General features: G+C 39.9%; 18 protein-coding genes. 9 read left to right on the top strand and 9 right to left on the bottom strand.

The genetic code is table 11. The features are described 5' to 3' along the window. Positions 1 to 45 precede the first annotated feature (45 nt). On the top strand, positions 46 to 582 hold the full coding sequence (locus BFS30_RS10370; RefSeq protein ID WP_069379228.1) for a C40 family peptidase: 537 nt from the start codon (positions 46 to 48) through the stop codon (positions 580 to 582). Here the strand turns inward: BFS30_RS10370 and BFS30_RS10365 are convergent. Further along, positions 577 to 1,464: a flavin reductase family protein gene (locus BFS30_RS10365; protein ID WP_069379227.1), complete on the bottom strand. Its 888-nt coding sequence runs from the start codon at positions 1,462 to 1,464 to the stop codon at positions 577 to 579. The genes BFS30_RS10370 and BFS30_RS10365 overlap by 6 nt on opposite strands. 81 nt (positions 1,465 to 1,545) lie before the next feature. Continuing rightward, the gene (locus BFS30_RS10360) at positions 1,546 to 2,544 is read right to left on the bottom strand and encodes a fumarylacetoacetate hydrolase family protein (protein WP_069379226.1); all 999 of its coding nucleotides are present in this window, start codon (positions 2,542 to 2,544) and stop codon (positions 1,546 to 1,548) included. Between the two features lie 325 nt (positions 2,545 to 2,869). Between BFS30_RS10360 and BFS30_RS10355 the strand changes: the two genes are divergently transcribed. From BFS30_RS10355 to BFS30_RS10345, 3 genes are all read left to right on the top strand, one after another. Further along, entirely contained in the window at positions 2,870 to 4,036 is a 1,167-nt protein-coding gene (locus tag BFS30_RS10355) for a homogentisate 1,2-dioxygenase (RefSeq protein WP_069379225.1), read from the top strand. A 39-nt stretch (positions 4,037 to 4,075) separates the two neighbouring features. Beyond that, entirely contained in the window at positions 4,076 to 5,206 is a 1,131-nt protein-coding gene (gene hppD / locus BFS30_RS10350; protein WP_069379224.1) for a 4-hydroxyphenylpyruvate dioxygenase, read from the top strand. 123 nt (positions 5,207 to 5,329) lie between these two features. Next, positions 5,330 to 6,250, top strand: coding sequence for a YihY/virulence factor BrkB family protein (locus BFS30_RS10345; protein WP_069379223.1), 921 nt, complete (start codon positions 5,330 to 5,332; stop codon positions 6,248 to 6,250). On the opposite strand, the gene BFS30_RS10340 is transcribed toward BFS30_RS10345, so the two are convergent. Together BFS30_RS10340 and BFS30_RS10335 are read right to left on the bottom strand one after the other, a co-directional pair. Beyond that, positions 6,247 to 6,528, bottom strand: a complete 282-nt coding sequence (locus BFS30_RS10340; RefSeq protein ID WP_069382380.1) for a hypothetical protein — start codon at positions 6,526 to 6,528, stop codon at positions 6,247 to 6,249. The two genes, BFS30_RS10345 and BFS30_RS10340, sit on opposite strands and share 4 nt — an antisense overlap. A gap of 110 nt (positions 6,529 to 6,638) precedes the next feature. Further along, entirely contained in the window at positions 6,639 to 7,226 is a 588-nt protein-coding gene (locus BFS30_RS10335) for a porin family protein (protein WP_069379222.1), read from the bottom strand. A gap of 148 nt (positions 7,227 to 7,374) precedes the next feature. Between BFS30_RS10335 and BFS30_RS10330 the strand changes: the two genes are divergently transcribed. Beyond that, a complete protein-coding gene (locus BFS30_RS10330; RefSeq protein WP_069379221.1) occupies positions 7,375 to 9,135 on the top strand; it encodes a histidine kinase N-terminal 7TM domain-containing protein in 1,761 nt (586 codons plus the stop codon). A 78-nt stretch (positions 9,136 to 9,213) separates the two neighbouring features. On the opposite strand, the gene BFS30_RS10325 is transcribed toward BFS30_RS10330, so the two are convergent. Continuing rightward, on the bottom strand, positions 9,214 to 9,513 hold the full coding sequence (locus BFS30_RS10325) for a hypothetical protein (protein WP_069379220.1): 300 nt from the start codon (positions 9,511 to 9,513) through the stop codon (positions 9,214 to 9,216). 174 nt (positions 9,514 to 9,687) lie between these two features. On the opposite strand from BFS30_RS10325, the gene BFS30_RS10320 reads away from it, so the two are divergent. Beyond that, positions 9,688 to 10,836, top strand: coding sequence for a tetratricopeptide repeat protein (locus tag BFS30_RS10320; RefSeq protein WP_069379219.1), 1,149 nt, complete (start codon positions 9,688 to 9,690; stop codon positions 10,834 to 10,836). Here the strand turns inward: BFS30_RS10320 and BFS30_RS10315 are convergent, their stop codons facing one another. Genes BFS30_RS10315 through BFS30_RS10305 form a run of 3 tightly spaced genes read right to left on the bottom strand, consistent with a single transcriptional unit; the run spans position 10,837 to position 13,969 of the window. Beyond that, positions 10,837 to 11,424: a riboflavin synthase gene (locus BFS30_RS10315; RefSeq protein WP_069379218.1), complete on the bottom strand. Its 588-nt coding sequence runs from the start codon at positions 11,422 to 11,424 to the stop codon at positions 10,837 to 10,839. Between the two features lie 8 nt (positions 11,425 to 11,432). Then, entirely contained in the window at positions 11,433 to 12,920 is a 1,488-nt protein-coding gene (gene accC, locus BFS30_RS10310; protein WP_069379217.1) for an acetyl-CoA carboxylase biotin carboxylase subunit, read from the bottom strand. Between the two features lie 8 nt (positions 12,921 to 12,928). Then, positions 12,929 to 13,969: a threonine aldolase family protein gene (locus BFS30_RS10305; RefSeq protein ID WP_069379216.1), complete on the bottom strand. Its 1,041-nt coding sequence runs from the start codon at positions 13,967 to 13,969 to the stop codon at positions 12,929 to 12,931. 465 nt (positions 13,970 to 14,434) lie between these two features. Between BFS30_RS10305 and BFS30_RS10300 the strand changes: the two genes are divergently transcribed. Further along, a complete protein-coding gene (locus BFS30_RS10300) occupies positions 14,435 to 15,292 on the top strand; it encodes an N-acetylglucosamine kinase (protein ID WP_069379215.1) in 858 nt (285 codons plus the stop codon). Positions 15,293 to 15,379: 87 nt separating this feature from the next. Here BFS30_RS10300 and BFS30_RS10295 read toward each other — a convergent pair whose 3' ends face one another. Then, positions 15,380 to 16,069, bottom strand: coding sequence for an NUDIX hydrolase (locus tag BFS30_RS10295; protein WP_069379214.1), 690 nt, complete (start codon positions 16,067 to 16,069; stop codon positions 15,380 to 15,382). A 618-nt stretch (positions 16,070 to 16,687) separates the two neighbouring features. On the opposite strand from BFS30_RS10295, the gene pfkA reads away from it, so the two are divergent. Together pfkA and BFS30_RS10285 are read left to right on the top strand one after the other, a co-directional pair. Next, positions 16,688 to 17,674: a 6-phosphofructokinase gene (gene pfkA / locus BFS30_RS10290; protein ID WP_069379213.1), complete on the top strand. Its 987-nt coding sequence runs from the start codon at positions 16,688 to 16,690 to the stop codon at positions 17,672 to 17,674. Between the two features lie 2 nt (positions 17,675 to 17,676). Next, entirely contained in the window at positions 17,677 to 18,519 is an 843-nt protein-coding gene (locus BFS30_RS10285; protein ID WP_069379212.1) for a hypothetical protein, read from the top strand. Position 18,520 lies beyond the last annotated feature (1 nt).

The following is an 18,520-nucleotide window of genomic DNA, read 5'->3' as shown; positions in this document are numbered from 1 at the left end:
ATTATCAACGGGCTAAGGATATTTTAATATCTTTAGCCCGTTGATATGAAGAAAAGCATTATTTTATCCCTCTTTCTTTCATGTAGTGCATTTGCAGCAAGATCGCAAAACACCACACCCGTTCAATATAAAGAATTGGTTTCCAAACTCATGGAAATCACGCCGGCAATTCCTGCAAGTAAGCCCCAATCTACCAACCGCCTTTTAGAGTTTGCGAAATCTATGATTGGTATTCCTTACCGATATGCTTCCAGCAATCCCAGGAAAGGATTTGACTGTTCCGGCTTTGTAAGCTATGTGTTTCAGAATTTTGGATTTAAAGTGCCACGTTCCTCCAGGGAATTTGCAACCAGAGGCGAGGCTAAAAAGCTGGAAGATGCACAGATTGGTGACGTAATCCTTTTTACCGGCACCAATAGCCGGGTTCGCCGGATAGGCCACGTGGGCATTATATACTCCATTAATGGCGATGAGATCAAATTTATTCACTCCTCTTCCGGTGGTGCAAAAGGAGTGACAATTACGAGTTTAAATGAAGGCTTTTATAAGAAAAGATTCATGAAAGTGGTCAGTATTCTATAACAAAACCACCTTTAGTGCTTCATTTACATTTCCTTCTTTCAACAATTGCCTGGCCAGTTCATGAAGTTCACGTTCGCGGTTGGCAGCATCACCAATCGTTGCATCCAACACTTCTTTTACCAGCTCCGTATCCCTGATCGCATCTATTTCATCTGCTGAAGGCAAATGCTCTACATTTCCAAGCATCCCCAGATCATTTCCACTCAATACATGTGAATTCCGTACGGCTGAAGGTAAAGCATCTACCCCCACACCTAGTGTGGTTAGCGGCTTGGCTACTTTAAACAGGTTTTCAGGGGTTACTCTACAGTACCAATCACCACCTAAACGAGCTACAAGGTCTATTTTTGCCTGGTCAATTTTTCCATCTGTATCCAGGATTTCTTCTTTGATATGAATTAGTTTTACTTCCGCCAGGATCAGGTTTCCTGCACCTGGATTCGCTCCAAGATGGATCACCTCTTTAACAATGCATTCCATTTGAACCGGAGCCTCAGCTACCCTTGGTGGTTTCACTAATTGTGAGGGCTGCATGGTAAAACCTGACTTTTCAAACTCATTTACCCCCTTCGCATATTCCGTGCTGGCCAGACTCATCTGTTGTACCATCGGATAATTGACGATGTTGATCACACATTCCTTTACCTCAAGTACATTTTCCAGCGTATGCTTGGTGGTATTGTCACGCACCCTCCTTGCAGGAGAAAAAATACACAATGGAGGGTTGGTGCTGAACATATTGAAAAAACTAAAAGGGCTTAAGTTGATGTTTCCATCCTTATCAATTGTGGTAGCAAAACAGATTGGTCTTGGTGCAATTGCATATTGCAAATAGTTCTGCAGCTGGGCAGGAGTTTGTGTAGTTACATCTATAGTAAGCATATTCTTTTATTTGAGCCTTAATTCGGATACCTGATCAGGGCTAATTACCCGTAAAGAGCAATTGTCTTTACGGGTATGATTTTATTTTTTCTTCAAAGCAAGGATAGAGAAGTCTGTATCTACCTTTTTTATGATATTACTTAAATGTCCGAGACCAGTAATTTCCATTTCCACTACATCGCCATCCTGTAACCATTGTGGCTTGAAATCAGGATTATTCAATAAGCCTGTTCCATTTAACTCCAGGAAGCACCCTGTACCTACTGTACCTGAACCAATCACGTCGCCAGGCAGGATGTCTACACCATAAGCGCAACGCTCCACAATCTCGGCAAAAGTCCAGTCCATATCTGCCATATTACCCGAAGATACTTCCACACCATTTACGGTACAGGTCATTTTCAGATCGTAAGCATTACCGGTATGACCTGGTTTAGCCGCTGTTTTATACTGTTCCAGCTCGTCAGGAGTAACCAGCCATGGGCCAATCACCGTAGAGAAATCTTTTCCTTTTGCAGGGCCCAGGTTTAACAACATCTCTTCCATTTGCAGGGTTCTCGCACTCATATCATTCATCACCATATAACCGGCGATATAGCTATCCGCTTCTGCAGCAGTAATATTCCTGCCTTTTTTACCAATTACAATAGCTACTTCCAGCTCAAAATCAAGTTTTTGGAAATGATCGGGCATACATTCGATCTCTCCCGGTCCCTGAATGGCGTTATGGTTGGTAAAATAAAAAATAGGATACTGATCAAACTCTGCAATCATATCTACTTTACGGTTTCTACGTGCCGCAGCCACATGCTGACGGAAGGCATATCCATCTCTGCAGGAAGTTGGGTGCGGTACCGGAGCGATAAGCTCATAGAAAGCCTCTTCTTTAGGTTCAATCTCAGCAGATTTGATTTGTGCGTCAATCTTTTTCGCACGGATCATCAATTCTTCGCCGCCTGCCAAAAAAGCATTCATCTCATTCGGCAGTTGTTTGTCGCATGAATTCAGATTATAAATATGTCCGTTTACAAAAACACCCAGGTGTTCTCTGTCTTCTGTTTTATAGGATACCAGCTTCATATGCTCAGTTTTTTATGTAGTTGTTCAAAGCTATATAAAATTACAGCAACCATGGCTATAAAAAAATTATCTCCATTAAATCTCTTTTATTGTTTGTTGATTACTAGATTAATTCCTTAATTTAGCTGACGCAAACAAAATGATACAGCCCCTCACATACCAAAATCAAGTAGCCAAACAAGCATTGGCCGCATTCAGGTATGCCATGCTTTCCAAAATCATTTTTGCCCAATACTCCATTTAGCTTTTCCGCTGATTTTATAAAACGTTTTCCGCGTTTTAACGTTATTAATATATATTATTCTAACCAAATTAACCTACTGTTATGCCTATCTATCATACCTTAGGAACCATTCCTGCTAAACGCCATACCGTTTTTAGAAAACCAGATGGCAATTTATATGCAGAGGAACTAGTTTCTACTGAAGGGTTTTCAAGCTTATATTCACTGGTCTATCATTGTCACCCGCCAACCATCGTAAAATCCCTTGGGGAGCCCTATTCTGTAGAGCCAAAAATTGCCCGTGAAAAACACCTGCGCCATACCAGTCTGATCGGTTTCAATATCAAACCTGAAGATGATTACCTGGAAAGCAGAAAGCCGGTCCTGGTGAACAGTGACCTGCATATCTCCCTGGCGGCACCAAGAAAATCGATGACCGATTATTTCTATAAAAATAGTCAGGCGGATGAGGTCATCTTTATTCATGAAGGTACAGGAACCCTAAAAACAGGTTTTGGTAAAATCCGTTTTGCATATGGGGATTACCTTGTGATTCCAAGAGGTACCATTTATCAGCTGGAATTCGATGAGGAGAAAAACAGGCTCTTTATTATAGAGAGCTTTAGTCCGATCCGCTCTCCAAAACGTTATAGAAATGAATACGGGCAATTGATGGAACATTCTCCTTATTGTGAGCGTGACATCAAACGTCCAACAGATCTGGAGACTATTGATGAGGTAGGCGACTTCAAGGTACTGATTAAAAAACAGGGCTTAATGTATCCTTATACTTATGGCACCCATCCTTTTGATTTTGTAGGCTGGGATGGTTTTCATTATCCATGGGCTTTTTCTATCCATGATTTTGAGCCCATAACCGGACGTTTACATCAGCCGCCTCCGGTTCATCAGACTTTTGAAGGACATAATTTTGTGATCTGCTCTTTTGTTCCCCGCAAATACGACTACCATCCGCTTTCGATTCCTGCACCCTATAACCACAGCAATGTGGATAGTGATGAGGTCCTGTATTATGTAGATGGCGACTTTATGAGCAGAAAGAGTGTAGTAAAAGGACAAATCACCTTACATCCCGGAGGAATTCCTCATGGGCCACACCCTGGGACTGTAGAGAAATCTATCGGAAAAGAAAGTACAGAGGAGCTGGCAGTGATGATTGACCCTTTCCGTCCTTTAATGCTTACTGAAGATGCCGTAAACATTGAGGATGAGAGCTACCACAAAAGCTGGCAGCACAACGTAGAATAATCAGATAAACAGCTTATTTTAAAATATTTAACAACAATCATGAGCACACAAACATTTGCAGAAAAGATCGCTAAAGCACAGGATTTTCTCCCTATTAATGGAACAGATTACATAGAATTTTATGTAGGCAATGCAAAGCAGGCTGCACATTACTATAAAACAGCATTTGGCTTTCAATCCTTAGCTTATGCAGGACCAGAGACAGGAGTTCGCGATCGCGCTTCGTATGTCTTACAACAAGGAAAAATCAGATTGGTACTGACAACCGCTATGAAATCGGACAGTCCGATTGCAGAACATGTTAAAAAACATGGTGACGGTGTAAAAATCCTCGCACTTTGGGTAGACGATGCTTACAGTGCATTTGAGGAAACCACTAAGCGTGGTGCCAAACCTTATATGGAGCCGGTAACCAAAACGGATGAACATGGAGAAGTAAAAATGTCTGGTATTTATACCTATGGCGAGACCATCCACATGTTCATTGAGCGTAAGAATTATACCGGTAGTTTCATGCCTGGTTATCAGGACCTGAGGAGTGATTACGCACCAAAGGATGCAGGTCTTTTATATATTGACCATTGCGTAGGAAACGTAGGATGGAATAGAATGAATGAAACGGTGAAATGGTATGAAGACGTAATGGGCTTTGTCAACATTCTTTCTTTTGATGATAAGCAGATCAATACAGAGTATTCTGCCCTGATGAGTAAGGTAATGAGCAACGGGAATGGGTTTTCGAAATTTCCGATCAACGAGCCTGCCGAAGGGAAGAAAAAATCACAGATCGAAGAATATTTAGAGTTTTATGAAGGCGAAGGGGTGCAACACATTGCGGTAGCTACAAAAGATATTTTGTCTACGGTAAGGGAATTAAAATCTCGAGGGGTTGAGTTTTTAAGTGCACCCCCTGAAGCCTATTACAACATGATGCCGAATCGTGTAGGAGAAATTGATGAGGAGATTGAGCAGTTAAAAGAGTTGGGTATCCTGGTAGACTGTGATGAGGAAGGCTATTTATTGCAGATCTTTACCAAACCAGTAGAAGACCGTCCGACTTTGTTCTTTGAGATCATCCAAAGAAAAGGGGCACAATCATTTGGAGCAGGTAATTTCAAAGCCTTATTCGAATCATTGGAACGTGAGCAGGAACTGAGAGGAAATTTATAAAAACTGACCATTATTATTCATAAAACGGAGCCAGTCTGGAAACAGTACTGGCTTTTTTATGTGACATTCCCATCAGATTTAAAAAATTTAGCTATTTTCGGGCCTCAAGGCAATCTGAGGGGAATGGAAATTAACAGCATCAGCAGGATCTCATTATTTTGTACGCGTTTTAGCGCTGCGTTTAAATTGTTCAAAAAGAATGATCCTTTACGTCTTGCCGGAGCTACTGCTTTCTTTGCAAATTTTGCCATCCCTCCCATTCTCATTATCCTGATTCGTTTATTTGGTTTCTTTATGGACCGTAAGACCCTGGTAAACCGGTTGTTTGAACGATTGGGCAGCGTATTAGACGACAGCAGTACACTTCAGATCCGACAAACCTTAAGAAATATCAGAGGTGTTGATCACCAGTGGTATGCTACGATATTGAGTTTTATCTTCTTCATTTTTGTCGCCACCACACTTTTTGCGGTTATCAAAAATTCAATGGATCAGATCTGGTCTATTGGAATTAAGGGAAAGGCCGGTTTTTATTTCAAGATGCAGTTGAGGGCCCGTTCCTTTGTCATCATCCTGCTGGCAGGCTTATTATTTTTTCTCGGCCTTCTCACCGACAGTATCCAGGCCATTATTGGGGTTTATATTAATAATGCCGCACCTACATTCGGAAAGTTCTTTCTTTCGATATTAAATCAGGCTTTGTTTGTGGTAATCGTGACCATTTGGTTTTCGGTTCTGTTCCGGTTCCTGACCAATGGCCGTCCAACCTGGAAATCGGCCATTCATGGCGGAATTCTGACTGGCATTTTATTTACTGCAGGAAAGTATATCTTAAGGATTATGTTACCCCTAAGCGGTATAGGGAATATTTACGGAACTTCAGGTTCTATTGTCCTGATTATGCTATTTGTTTTCTATTCATCTTTCATTTTCTATTTTGGCGCCTGTTATGTGAAGGTGCTTAGTGACGACAAAAACACGCCTATACGGCCTATTAAAGGCACATTCAATTATGAAATCAAAGAAGTGATCAAGGATGCCTAACAAACCTGAGGAGAAGTAATCTTCTCAAATCCCTGCATTTCAAATACAGCCAACTTGTTCAATAAGTTATAATGAAGGGTACCAAAGAAATTCACAATTCCCTCTTTGTTTTTACCTTCGATACAGATACTTTCTTTTACCACATCCTGGTGTTTCAAAATGTGGTCAGACAGGATGACATCTTCGTCCTGTATTCTAACATCATCTGCCTCTATAGAGAACTGTTTCAATAGCTCTGAAAAGCTTTTTCCGTTTAATAATAACTCTTTGATATTCATAGTTGTATTAATTAAGTTAGGGAGAATTACAACGTCAATTTTAAAGCCAAAAAAAGGGGTAAACAACTGATGTCCACCCCTTTTCAACAAAATGTTGAAAACTTTTGTTTTTAGAATAACCTGTAAGCCAATCCTAAAGTAAACAGACCTAGTTTTTTAGCATTATAGTCGTCTTTTCCAATTTTAGAAAGACCTTGCTCGTACCTTAGGTCGATGCCTAATTTGCTGATGTCTAATCCGGCACCAAACTGCCATGCAAAGTTCTGACCTTTAAAGTTTCCTTTAAGTGCTGAGCTCGTTGCGTCACCGATAGACTGATCTTCATTCAGGATAAAAGAAACGACAGGTCCTGTATTTAAACGAATCCCCACACCTGCTGCTCCGATTTTTGTACCGACCAAAACCGGAATATCCAAACTGGTAAAGTTCACTTTATTCTCTACACCAGCATCATCTTTTAAAGTTGTATTTTTCCCAGAAATGTAAAGCTCTGGTTGCAGGTGAATTCCTGCAGCACCGATACGCGCCCAGACACCACCGTAATATCCTGCTCTGTTTTCGCTGTTAAAAGTACCCTTGGTGCTAAACTTAGTAAGGTTGGCCCCACCTTTTAATCCGAATTGGAAGCTAGGCAACACCTGGCTAAAAGCCATCATGCTGGAACAGATGAATAATGCAGATAAGATTATTTTTTTCATAATGTAATGATAAGTTGATATGATAACTGTTCTGTAAAACTAAGAATATTTTTAATTCATAACTAAATTACGTAGTTTTATATTAACAATCATCGCATATGGGGTATATTTGAGGCGTCTAATGATTGCATTCTCATCTTCTGTTTAAATGGATTTTACATTTAATGCCTACTCCTTATTTCTCCTGATTTCTGGCAGCATCATGCTTTTTTTGTCCTGGTATGCTTATAAAAAGAAGCATGGGGCACTTAAGATATTTGGGCTGATGATGCTGTCAAATTCCATTTGGTCATTGGCCTATGGATTTGAACTTGCGAGTGCTTCATTAGATCAGGCAAAATTTTTCATTGATATTGAATATGTAGGCATCACCACATTACCCCTTTGCTGGTTTTTATTTTGCTTAAAACTGGCGGGTCGGGAAAAATGGTATAAACGGCCTTTAAATTTTTCCCTTTTAGCCAGTGTAACTGTAGTTATCACCTTATTGGTTTGGACCAACAGTTATCATCACCTGCATTATAAAAGCTACTTTATGGATACCAGAGGAGAATTCCCTATGGTATATATTGTTCCGGGAATTTCTTACCAGCTATTTACTATCTATTTTTATCTGCTGCTAGCCATCGGTAGTTATTTGCTCATTACAACCTTTCGAAAGGCCGATCCGATTTATAAAAGACAAAACTATAGTGTCGTGATTGCGGCCATTATCCCGTGGTTAACCAATATTGCTTATATTCTGGGCTTCCGCCCTGTTGGAAACCTGGATCTCACTCCTTTTTCTTTTGCGGCAACGATCTTTTTTATTTCCATTGCCATATACAGGTTCAAGCTCTTTGACGTACTACCTATCGCCAGAGAAAAGGTTCTGGATTTAATCCAGGATGGCTTTTTAGTGGTCGATCAAAAGAACCGGGTTATTGATTATAACAATGCTTTCAGAAAATATCTGATCGATCCCAATAATAAAAAAATCATAGGGACTCCAATTGAAACTCTGTTTCCGGATCAGTTTGCTTTTTTTGAATTCATGGAAAGGCATCAGTCCGGAAAGATAGAACTGCATATCAAAAGTCACCTGGGTTCTTTTGATCTGGAAGCGGACATTCTGTATCTGGATGAGAATAAACTAAATAATGATGCCACAATTATCAAGTTGCAGGACCTCACCCATTTTAAGCAGGAAGCCCTTAAATCACAACAACAGACGGAAGAACTGAAGAAGTTAAATCAGTTAAAAGACCGGATTTTTTCTATCATTGCCCATGACCTGAGAGGGCCATTGGTGAACCTCTCAGAAGTCCTTAAAATGATTTCCAATAACCTGATTACAGTAGAGGAGTTCAAAACATTATCTCCGATCCTGAATAAAGATATTTTGTATACCACGGATTTACTGGAAAACATCCTGCATTGGTCAAGAAGCCAGTTAAAAGGCTACGGAATTAATAAAGAGTATTTTGACCTGAAAAGTATGATCATTAATGAAGTAAATTATCATTTACCTTCAGCTGCGTCAAAAAATGTAAATATTGTACAGAATGTGTTTCCGGGAAACATCGTATATGCGGATATGCTGATGATCCAGATCGTAGTCCGAAACCTCCTGAGTAATGCCATAAAATTCTGTTATGAAGATTGTGAGATCAACATTACCGCCGTTTACAGCAAGGGAAAGATGTTACTATCCATAGCAGATAATGGGATGGGAATCAAAGCAGAAGCCTTGGAAAGGCTGTTTGGAGGAGAGAATATATCAACCAGGGGAACCATGAACGAAAAAGGAACTGGCCTGGGATTGATGGTATGTAAAGAATTTATGGAGCGGAATGATGGGGAGATTACAGTGGAAAGTGAGTTTGGGAAAGGCACTAAATTTAATCTTTTTATTCCTATAGAGCCTTGATAAGCCAGGCATAGACCAGAAATTCTGGAAACAGAAAAGCCAGGGACATCCCCTGGCTTTTCTTATGATTAAACTGGATTAATTGCCGGTGGCCTCATCAATTGCTTGTTTCTCTTTTAACGCATCCACATTGTTTTTGTTCCCGAAGTTCTGGGTTTTATCCGCAAAGTATTCCAGGATTCCCACAATGGTATTCAGGTTATCTGAAACCCTTTGATGCATATCAGGTAAGTCTTTATCAAGTCTTTTATCACCCAATTCAATATTATCTACCTCTATTTTCCCTATCTTCTGGATGATGGCCTGCTGTGAGTGCTGTAAGTCTTCCAGCTCTCTGACAATCTTCTCCATTAATTCAAACTTTTTTAAAGTATCCATATGCTTTTATATTAATATTAACATTTGATTTATACCTAATCAACCAATTACCCTGCCAATATGTTTTCATTTTCTCGATAAATGCCAGATAATGGTAGTCCGATTTGGATTATTAATAGATAACTAATAACTTAGTTTAAAAGAAAAATAAAATTGATACCCAATTATACGATCATGAAAAAGCTCCTGACCCTTCTTTTGATTTTTGCTGGCATTCAACTTGCAGAGGCTCAATCTTCTGCTGTGGTGGATAAAGAGAAACTACTCGATTATTTTCAGACGCAACGCTACGCTGAAGCTGCACAGTATCTGCAAAGCAGCTATAAGGAAGACACCAAAGATCCAAAAGAGCTTGCTCAGCTCGCCTATGCGTACCTGATGGCAGGAAAACTTCCGGAGGCAGAAAAGAATTACCTGAAGTTGTATGCCGAAAAGCCCGGTGATATTCCTGGATTATTCCAGCTGGCCAATATCAATATCAGAAGGGGGAATAACATCAAAGCAAAAGAATATTACGAAGAAATCATTAAGCTGGACAGCAATAACTTTAATGTTTATAAGCAACTGGCCAGAATTAACAAAGACCAGGGAGAAATCATGCCCATGCTCATCAATTTAAAAAAAGCAAATCAACTAAACCCTACGGATGCAGATGTGGTTTTTGATCTTTGTGAGATTTATTTTAAAGGTAATTTGTTCCGAAAAGCAGAAGATATTCTTGAGCCTGCACTAAAAGCCGACAGCAGTAACTTTCAGTTACTGAAAATGAAAATGCCGGTCAGCATTGGTTCGGGAAAATATAAACAGGCCATTGAAACCGGAGAAAAGCTGCTCCGCTATGGAGACAGCTCCACTTTTGTGCTGAACAACATGGGTAAGAGTCATTTTAAGCTTCTGGAATACCAGAAAGCATTAGACTACTTCCTAAAAGTTAAGAGCGCCTCACAGGACAATGAAACACTATCGTACAACATTGCCTTGAGTTACCGGGGTCTTAAAGATTATAAAAATGCAGTTCCTTATCTGGAAACGGCGATAAAGGAGGCCATTTCTTCGGGAATAGCCAGCTACTATGGTCTCCTAGGGGATTCGTTTGAGAATATTGACAAAAATGAGCAAGCCAATGCAGCTTACAAAAGAGGGTTACTATTTGACAACAACGGAAGTTTGTATTATAATATAGCCCTGGTATATGAGACTAAATTTAACGACAAGAAAAATGCGATCAGCTATTACAATCAATACTTAAAAACTATCGATCCTGTAGCACAGCCCAAGCTGATCACATTTATAAAGAATAAAGTCGAAGAATTGAAAAGGTAATTACGAACGGGCCGCTAAACGTGCCACATATTTACCGATAATATCAAATTCAATGTTTACGGTATCCCCTACATTTACCTCCTGCAGATTGGTATGTTCAAAGGTATAAGGGATGATGAATACAGAAAACTCGTCATCCTCCGATCCGACAACAGTTAAGCTAATTCCATTTATACAGACAGAGCCCTTTTCTACCGTTACATTTCCGGTTTCTGAATCATATTTAAACCGGTATTCCCAGCTGCCATCCAGCTCTTCTCTTTTTATACAAACTGCCGTCTGGTCCACATGCCCTTGCACGATGTGTCCATCCAGGCGCCCATTCATCAACATGCAACGCTCCAGGTTCACTTTACTTCCCACTTTTAAACCATCAAGGTTGGTTTTCTCCAGGGTTTCCTGAATCGCAGTTACTGTATGCGTATGATCAGTCAATGCTACTACTGTCAGGCAAACTCCGTTATGAGCTATACTCTGGTCTATCTTTAGTTCATTACTCAAGTCTGACTGTACCGTAAAATGAAGGTTTGTTCCTTCCTCCCGGATGCTTTCTATTTCTCCTAATGTTTCAATTATTCCTGTAAACATCTGCGTATCTAATTATAATTTGTTCTATTTCTTTTCCAGTTGCTCAGGGTCTCCGTTTGAAGCTGGCTCTGAACCGGGATAGCTGCTTTTTTATAAGACATAGCGGCTACCACTGCTGCGATCATTGCTTCCTGACCATCAGTTTCTTTCAACCTATCCGGACTGAAATATTTACTGACAAAATGGGTATTGAAATCTCCCGATCTAAAAGCTTCATGCTGCATGACAAATTTACCAAAACCTAAAGTGGTTTTTATCCCGGTAATCTCATATTCATCAATTGCACGAATCATTCTATCCATCGCTTCTTCCCTCGTCTTTCCATAAGTAATCAACTTGGCAATCATAGGATCATAATAAATAGGGATCTCCATTCCCTGCTCAAAACCATCATCTACGCGCACACCGTTCCCTTTTGGCGTTTTATAAGTACTCAACACCCCTATATCAGGAAGAAAATTGTTTTCCGGATCTTCCGCATAAACCCTAAGCTCCATGGCATGGCCATTAATCTGAAGATCTTCCTGCCGATAGGAAAGTGCTTCTCCCCTTGCAATTCTGATCTGTTCTTTCACCAGGTCCAGCCCGGTGATCATCTCTGTAACGGGATGTTCTACCTGCAGACGGGTATTCATTTCCAAAAAGAAAAAATCAAGTTTTTCATCCAGGATAAATTCAACGGTACCCGCACCTACATAATTTACCGAACGGGCTACATCCACCGCACATTTCCCCATTTTCTCTCTGATTTCCGCGGTTAGCACACTCGAGGGTGCTTCTTCAACCACCTTCTGATGACGACGCTGAACAGAGCAATCCCGTTCAAAAAGATGTACAATATTGCCATGAGTATCACCCAGAACTTGTATTTCTATATGTCGCGGAGAAGAGACATAACGTTCGATAAATACTGAGCCATCGCCAAAAGCAGAGGTCGCCTCACTTACAGCCAGCTGCATCTGCTCTTCGAAATCAGCAACCTGCTCCACAATCCTCATTCCTTTTCCTCCTCCGCCTGCAGCTGCTTTAATCAGAATTGGGAAGCCCACTTCTATAGCTCTTAATTTCGCCTCATTGACATCTGTGATGGCCTCTTCTGTTCCCGGAACCATCGGGATCTGATACTTTAAAGCCGCCGCTTTTGCAGACAATTTATTTCCCATGATCTCCATTGCCTCAGGGGTGGGACCTATTAAAGTCAACCCTGAAGCCTGGACCAGCCTGGCAAAAGATGCATTCTCCGACAGGAAACCATATCCCGGATGAATGGCTTCAGCACCAGTGATTTTGCAGGCTTCTACGATCTTCTCTCCTAACAAATAACTCTGGTTGGAAGCGGCAGGGCCAATACAAATGGCTTCATCTGCGTAACGCACATGCAACGCTTCCCGGTCTGCTTCAGAATATACCGCTACGGTTTTTATTCCCATCTCACGTGCAGAGCGCATAATCCGCAATGCAATTTCGCCTCTGTTGGCTATAAGGATTTTCTTCATTTAATAGGTTATTTATGACCTGATGGATGCAAATGTATTATGTTTTCTATAGCCATGTCGATCATTTCCGCAGAAATGTCAAGATGGGTCACTAATCTTATCGTTTTTGGTCCTGTAGCACTACAGGCAATTCCTTTTTCGGCCAGAGTATGTACAATGCTGTCGGCTTTAAATCCTGCTGCAACTTCAAAAATCACAATATTTGTCTCCACAGGCATCACAGAAGCAACGTAATTTAGCGAACTTAAAGCGGTGGCAAGGGCTTTGGCATGCTGGTGGTCTACAGCCATTCGTTCCACATGGTGATCCAGTGCATAGATGCCTGCGGCAGCCAGGAAACCGGCCTGGCGCATTCCTCCGCCAAATGCCTTTCTGATTTTCGTTGCTTTCCTGATGGTTTCTTTACTTCCTAGCAGTACAGAACCCACCGGAGCTCCCAGTCCTTTGGATAAACAGATGGAAATTCCATCAAAATACTGACCATAGTTTCTGGCCTGATCACCTGTAGCCACCAATGCATTAAAAAGACGCGCACCATCCAGGTGGAGTTTCAAGCCTTTGATATTACATAAAGTATGAATCGGTTCGATTTGTGACAAATGATAACAGGCTCCCCCTCCTTTATTTACTGTATTTTCTAACACGACCAGGCTGGAGTTGGGATAATGGATATTTTCTTCGTTGATTTCCGGTTCGATCATTTCAGGAGTTAATATCCCCCGCTCCCCGTTTAGCAGTCTGACAGAAGCCATAGAATGATAAGCAATTCCACCACCTTCGTATCGGTATACATGTGCTGTCTGATCGCAAATCACTTCATCCATGGGTTGAGTAAAACACTTGATGGCAATCTGATTGGTCATCGTTCCTGAAGGGCAAAACAAGCCTGCTTCCATATTAAACATCGAAGCGAGTTTTGTTTCCAGTTTATGGACCGTCTCATCTTCTCCAAACACATCGTCACCTACCTTTGCGGTCATCATTGCAGTAAGCATCCCTTCCGTTGGGCGGGTTACCGTATCGCTTCTAAAATCGATTTTTATTGCCATAGTCATTTACGAATGAATACAAATATTAAAAAAATCCGGCGATCTATCCTGTAATTACCACACTAAACCTTTGTGTAAAACAATTGTTAAGTTTCCATCCGGCGTTTTTTAAATTTATACCTTATTTGAATAATTGGCTATAAATGGGCACTAAATCGTTTAATAATTGCGCAATTAGGGTTTTTATCTATGCTGAAATCGCAGTTTAGCCCAATTTAAAAACCCTTTCTTTTAAATGCTTGATTTTAAATTTGGATTTCAAAATAACAAGCGTATTTTAGCTTAGTGTTTTTTTAACAATATGGTAACCTTAAATCAATAAATAAAATTACAAAAAAAGCCGTTTTTTACCCTTTAGAAGCGGATAATTATTTAAAAACTTAAACTAAAGAATTACATTTATGAAAAAAAACCATACAAAAGTGTTAGGATTATTTACTTTTATCCCGAAAAAAACAAATTAAGATGATAGTTATTGCAGATGGTGGTTCAACCAAAACCAATTGGTGTTTAATTAATGAGGCAGGTAGGAAAATTCATTTTAATACAGAAGGATATAACCCATACTTCTCAGATACAGCATATATTGTTGATTCCTTAAGAAAATCTCTTCCGGATCATTTAGAAACAGAAAAACTAACCCAGGTAAATTATTATGGTGCGGGTTGCTCTACTGATGCCAAGCGCAAAATTGTAGCAGATGCCATGCAACAGATTTTCCCGAATGCAGAGATCAATATAGGTCATGATTTACTGGCTTCCTGCAGGGCTTTACTTGGAGATGAGGCTGGTTTCGCTGCAATATTGGGAACAGGAACAAACTCTTGTCTATATGATGGTAAAGACATTACATTGAACATTGATTCTCTTGGTTATTTCCTTGGTGATGAAGGTAGCGGATGTTTCATCGGAAAGAGAATTCTGAGTGATTATATGAAAGGTTATATGCCTAAAGGACTTAGGGAAAGCTTCTATGACAACTTCGCTTTAACCAATGAGGATATTTTTGACCACATCTATAATAAGCCACTTCCAAACCGTTTTTGTGCCGGGTTCAGTAAATTCTTATACGATTTCAAAGACAATTATGAAGATTACACCTTCTCTACTGTAGATTATGCGTTTACCGCATTTTTTGAGAATCTGGTGATCCATTATCCAAACTACAAAGATTACTCTTTAAACTGTGTAGGATCGGTTGGTTATAGCTTTAGGGATATCTTAAGCATCGTTGCAGACAGATACGAAATGGGTGTCGGAAAGATCATCCGCTCTCCTATAGATGATCTGGTAGACTACCACATCTCAGCAGTAAATAAATAAAACATAAAAAATGCTAAAAGCCCGGAAGTTGATACTTTCGGGCTTTCTTTTTGGGATGCTGAATTCATATCAGCACCGTTCATCTGCTTAGAAGGAAATCTCTTTTCCAAATAACTTCGCGTATTTACGCTTATCAAATTTATAGAGCGTCGCTGCTCTGAATGAAACTCCTTTTTGTTTTTCGTCCAGGTCTTTCAATACACCGAAGCTCAGCATCTTCTTCCTGAAGTTTCTTTTATCCAGCTTTTTATTCAAAATGATCTCATATACATTTTGCAACTGAGTAAGCGTAAATTTTTCAGGCAGGAGTTCAAAAGCTATAGGCTGGTGCTTAATGCGTCTTTTAATCTTCTCCAGACCTTTATCAAAGATCTGTTGATGATCAAATGCCAGTTTCGGCAAATCTTTGACATTGATCCAATGCGCCTGTTTAGCATAATTGCTAAGGGGCTTTAATGCTTTATCACCACCTAACCTTAACAGCGCATAATACGCAATACTTACTACCCTCCCCTGAGGATGTCGGTTGACATCACCGAAGGTATAATACTGTTCCATATAGACATCACCAAGACCGGTCAGTTCATGCAAAATTCTGGAAGCACTCTGGTCTAAACTTTCATCCTCCGCAACCAGGTTCCCTGGTAGGGCCCACCAGTCCTTAAATGGTTCTTCGTTCCTTTCGATCAAAAGAATTTTCAATTCTCCTTCATCGAATCCGAACAACACACAATCAATCGAGAAAGTGGAATTAAACTTTGGTAAGACTTCTTTCAAAATATTAAATTTTATTTTTCAAACTTATTTCTTAAATCTGCCTTTAGCTATCACTAAGGCTCTTCATTTTTTAGATTACTGATCTTCTCTATCTTTTTTCCCTTTTTTTCCCCCACTATTATTGGAGCTAATCTTTTAAAGTTCTTAAATAATATCCTGTTTTAACAAGATTAACAGGATTTAAGTTAAAAACAAAATGAAAAATGGAATTATAGAGAATTTGTTGCAAAAGAAAGTTCATATGCTCCCGCTTTATCCCCATTTATAGTTATGCCTCTCTTGCTAGCTATACTTCGGTTATTACACCAAATTTAATTCCGAATTTTTCCATACTCTTTCATATATTGCAGCTGCTTACCGTTTGGATCTGGGTTTTCATTCCATTTTCAGTACACATTGATTTCTGCCTTTGCCAGAATATTGTCAGAATCCGGGATGGAGGACGGAAGACTTTTTAAGCTAAATAATAGTTTAAAAAGGGTTTAAAACGCATGTAATAAACTTATTGTTCTTTTTGAAACTAAACAAACCGGCACACCTGTTTCGTGTGTCAACAGGAAAAATTAAAAATAAATTACTTAGTGTAAAAAATACACGCTATATTCGTAATCATAAATCATGAAACCAAATATTAAAAATATCGCCGTATTAACATCTGGAGGAGATGCTCCCGGAATGAATGCTTGCATCAGAGCAGTTGTACGTACCGGAATATACAATGGTATCAACATGTTTGGGGTTTTGCAGGGTTATCAGGGATTGATCAACAACAATATTAATCCGATGGATGCAAGATCCGTTAGTAACATCATTCACCTTGGCGGTACCATACTAAAAACGGCACGTTGTCTCGAATTCAAAACTGAAGAAGGAATGGAGTTGGCTTTTGCACATCTGAAAGCACGCGAAATCGACGGTTTAGTTGTTATCGGAGGAGACGGAACCTTTACAGGTGCCCAACGTTTTGGAAAAAAGTTCGGCATCCGTGTCATCGGAATTCCAGGAACAATTGACAATGATTTATACGGTTCTGATTTTACACTTGGATACGATACGGCCATTAATACCGTTATTGAAGCAATAGATAAAATCAGGGATACAGCAGACTCTCATGACCGCTTATTTTTCATTGAAGTAATGGGCAGGGATTCTGGATGCATTGCCTTGAGAAGCGCAATAGCCAGCGGTGCTGAAGCGGTGCTTTTACCCGAAAAAGAAACCAATCTGGATGAGCTTATAGCTCAATTGGAGGCTGGTGCCTCGACAAAGAAATCCTCGAGCATTGTTATCGTATCGGAAGGCCATAAGTATGGTGGTGCTTACGATGTTGCAAAAAAAGTTAAAGAGAGTTTTAACCACTATGACACTAAAGTAACTATATTAGGACATCTCCAACGTGGCGGTAGTCCAAGTAGTTTCGACCGCATTTTAGGAAGTCGTTTAGGCTTCGCAGCCGTTAATGAGCTCCTAAAAGGCAGTACCATGCAAATGGTTGGTTTACGTGGTAATGATATAAAGACGACTAGTATAGACGAAGCGTTAACGAGACATACTTTCAAACTGGAAAGTGATTTGTTGGAGATGACTAAAGTTTTATCAATATAAGTATGATAGCAGTAGTTTATAGCGGATCAAAAACAGCCTTCTGGAAAATTGCCCGGGATGGGAAAACCATTGCGGAATGCAATATGCCGGGAATTAATCCTTGTTTCAATGATCAGAAGTCTATACTTCAATTTTTGAATAAAAAGTCCATCCTGGTGAACCATGCAGAAAGCATTAAGAAAATTTACGTTTTCGCTGCCGGTGCTTCATCTGAGGAAAGAAGGAATGAGCTTGCCGAGACCTTAGGTCAATTCTTCAGGTACAGTAAAATATCTGTTAAAGATGACCTTTACGGTGCAGCAATTGCATCCTGTTATAATAACAGCGGAATTGTCGGCTTGCTTGGAAGTGGTGCCAACTGTGCCTATTTTGATGGCAAAACCCCTGAAAAGAACAATTTCGGCCTGGGTTACATCCTAGGAGACGAAGGCTCTGCAAATTACCTTGGAAAAACACTGCTTAAATATTTTGTACAGGATAAATTACCCGCTGAATTACATAAAAAATTCGAGGTTAAATATAACCTTGACCGCCCACAGATACTAGAGCGTGTGTATAAGCGACCAATGGCACAACAGTTTTTAAGTTCTTTCTTTGACTTTTTTCTGGAAAACAGAACGGATAAATTCCTTCTGGCAATGATAGAAAAAGGCTTTGAAAGCTATATTAATACTTATTTGTTACCAACACTGAAGTTACATCCCGGAAAAGAAATACATTTTGTAGGTCTTGTTGCGGGAAACTTCCAGGAGGAACTTCGGGCAACGGCTAAAAGATACCAACTGGAAATTACATCGATTACTAAAGAACCGATATATAATTTACTAAACTACTATTCAAATTAAC

This window comes from Pedobacter steynii, from assembly GCF_001721645.1.
In the GTDB taxonomy this organism is placed as follows: Bacteria; Bacteroidota; Bacteroidia; order Sphingobacteriales; family Sphingobacteriaceae; genus Pedobacter; species Pedobacter steynii_A.
Note: the sequence above shows the minus strand (reverse complement) of the source record. Positions and strands in the feature narration are given on the sequence as shown.